The 2,492-nt window shown below is 50.0% G+C and carries 2 protein-coding genes and 1 pseudogene; 1 reads left to right on the top strand and 2 read right to left on the bottom strand.

From position 1 onward, the window contains the following. Positions 1–48 precede the first annotated feature (48 nt). Positions 49–395 (top strand): annotated as a pseudogene (locus tag BLU87_RS17920) (DDE-type integrase/transposase/recombinase). 198 nt (positions 396–593) lie between these two features. On the opposite strand, the gene BLU87_RS17045 reads toward BLU87_RS17920, so the two are convergent. Together BLU87_RS17045 and BLU87_RS17040 are read right to left on the bottom strand one after the other, a co-directional pair. Further along, complete coding sequence (locus tag BLU87_RS17045) at positions 594–1,277, bottom strand: DUF6515 family protein (RefSeq protein ID WP_092351046.1); 684 nt, start codon at positions 1,275–1,277, stop codon at positions 594–596. Between the two features lie 44 nt (positions 1,278–1,321). Next, positions 1,322–1,915 carry a glycine zipper 2TM domain-containing protein gene (locus tag BLU87_RS17040; RefSeq protein ID WP_092351044.1) on the bottom strand — a complete coding sequence of 198 codons (594 nt, stop codon included), beginning with the start codon at positions 1,913–1,915 and terminating at the stop codon, positions 1,322–1,324. Positions 1,916–2,492: the final 577 nt, after the last annotated feature.

Here is a 2,492-nt window from a genome sequence, read left to right as displayed (position 1 = left end):
GTTCAACATAAGCGCAACAAACTAGCGGCGCTTCTTTTCTTCCGCAAGCTGTTTCGAAAAACAGGCGTACGTCCATACAAAATCGTGACCGATAAACTCCGTAGCTACCGAGCCGCGTTGAAAGAGTTATCAACGGGGCACCACATGAGACGGGTCGGTATCAAAATAATCGGGCGGAACTTTCGCACCAACCCACCCGACAGCGTGAACGAAAAATGAGGCGCTTCAAGTCACAAAGACAAGCCCAGCAATTTCTCTTCTTTCATGGCCTGGTAGACAACCTTTTTCGTCATCAGCGCCATTTACTGAGCGCAAAAAGCTACCGCACACTTCGTGATCGAGCCTTTGCAATTTGGGAGCAGGATACCTGCGTCTGCAATTCGACATGGATCTGATGTGATTCACCTCAGCGAATCAGCCTATTTCTGCTCTGTATTCGTTAAGTTGACAATACCAACTGGAACCCTACCGGCACGGCTGACACGCACCGGCAGGTATCGTCACAAGAGTGCCACAAATTTGAGATTTTCCTTGTGCTACCCCTCGTTTATTTGTTTTTTGAGGGCTAGCGAAACACCTCTGCAGGACAGCGCTCACCGTACGCTGTAACCCCGTTCTTCGAGGCAGGCCTTTATCGCCCTGTTGTAGTCTTGGCGCCTCGACGCGTTCTGAACGGCAGGTACGCCACCACCAGGCAGGGTCGGATCGAAACCAGTCTGTCCTTTTGCCCAGCTATGGCATTCATATCGATCGGTAGCCTGCTGCTGTGCAGACTGTCCCTGCTTTGGATAGACAAATAATTTACTGGGGACAGCCGGTTCTTCAATAACCTCCGATTCCGGCGGAGCCTCGCTTACGATATATACATTTCTCTCCGGAGCCCAGCGATAATAGGTGTCGTCCGCATAATAATAAGGAATGCCACCAACCCAAATCGTGGTATACGCATGGGGCAGAAAGGGAATCATCAGACCGACCGGTGGTGATACGACGACAAACCTCGGTCCGGAAGGCCGATACCAAGCACCGCCATAAAAATAATAGCTGTTTTCCCGGTGGTGCACAACACGGTAACCTCTCGGCAATTCATTGACCATGGCGCCTCGCGGCGGATAATAGTTATTGTGGTGATATCGCTGATCAAAAACATAGCCTGGGTGTTCTTGGAAGCCAGCCCCCACGGGGCCATGCCCCGGAGCGGCCCATCCTGTGCTTGAGAGCAAGAACACGTTAACTATCAGTAGAATAGCGTAAAAATGAATTCGTTTATTCAACATAACTTTAGACCTTCATCTCTTGAAAAGGTTGTCTCGCTCAGGGCTCATTGCACGCTGTAGCCACGTCCTTCCATACAAGCCATTAGAGCGCGGCGATAATCGCCGGCCTGTCGCTCAATAACGGCAGACTTACGGGCGTCCTGTTGATCATAGCTTTCCTGGATGGCGTCTGCCTGTTCTTTTTCTGAGGCATCGGACGCGGCACCAATGACCGCACCGACAACGGCTCCGAGGACGGCAGCTCCAGGCCCATGGTGTGGCGAGCTTACAGCTGCCCCGATTACGGCCCCTGAAGCGGCCCCCAGGAGGGTGTTATGCCCCTGGGGCAACCGGGTTTCAACGACAATTCGCTGATGGGGGGCCAACTCAGTCGAACTGGGATCAAAACCGGATTGCTGAACAGCCCACAAAGAGCACTCATAACGATCCCGATCCTGCACAACCTGACTCTGTCCTTGGGTCGGATAAAAGTAGATTGACCTCGAAGGGGAAGCTTCGATTGTTTCAGACGCCTGAACAGTTTTCGTATGCATTCTTGGGGCACAAGATGAAATCAGCAGGACGCCAATCAGCAGTAACCCCAGCAGAACAGATTGTACAGCCCGATTAAATCTATCCATTGTGGTAGTCATAGTCATACACTTTCTTCTAGCAAGGTTATTTTGCGTTTACGTGGAGTTATCATAATCAAACAAACAATCACCAGCTGACCCTCAAAAAGACAGAAGAGAATATCCCCCACCTGCCTATCTTTACAGGCTGAGATTGTACCGGGTGCTGGTCAGTGACACGGATTATCGAAACGGCTCTCGCCTTTCGCACAAACCGCTGAGAGGCAACAGTGCCAGCATGGCCATCCTATTACGATTTTCAGTGTCGGTATTTCTGCATGCCCCACCTCCCTCGTGGTTAAATAACCGGTCAAGAGTAGTTTAGAATCAACTAGTTACCCTTCAGCGGTTCAGGTTAGCGTTGATTAAGAACTAACAATGAAATAAGGAGTAAATATGGATTAAATGAGGAAAGAATATGGGAAAAGGTTCTGCGGGAAAAATCGCCCCAGGCGATTACCATAAGCGGTGGCGTGGAAGGGTTTGAATGGTATTGTCAACTTAATGCTCTTTCCTCCAGTATAGAGGAATGAATAATCATATCACAGTCTACAAAGGCCATCGTTTTCCAAAATCCATTATCAGTCACGCTGTATGGCTCTAC

It is taken from the genome of Desulfuromusa kysingii (genome assembly GCF_900107645.1).
Lineage (GTDB): Bacteria > Desulfobacterota > Desulfuromonadia > Desulfuromonadales > Geopsychrobacteraceae > Desulfuromusa > Desulfuromusa kysingii.
This window is presented reverse-complemented; position numbering and strand designations above follow the sequence as displayed.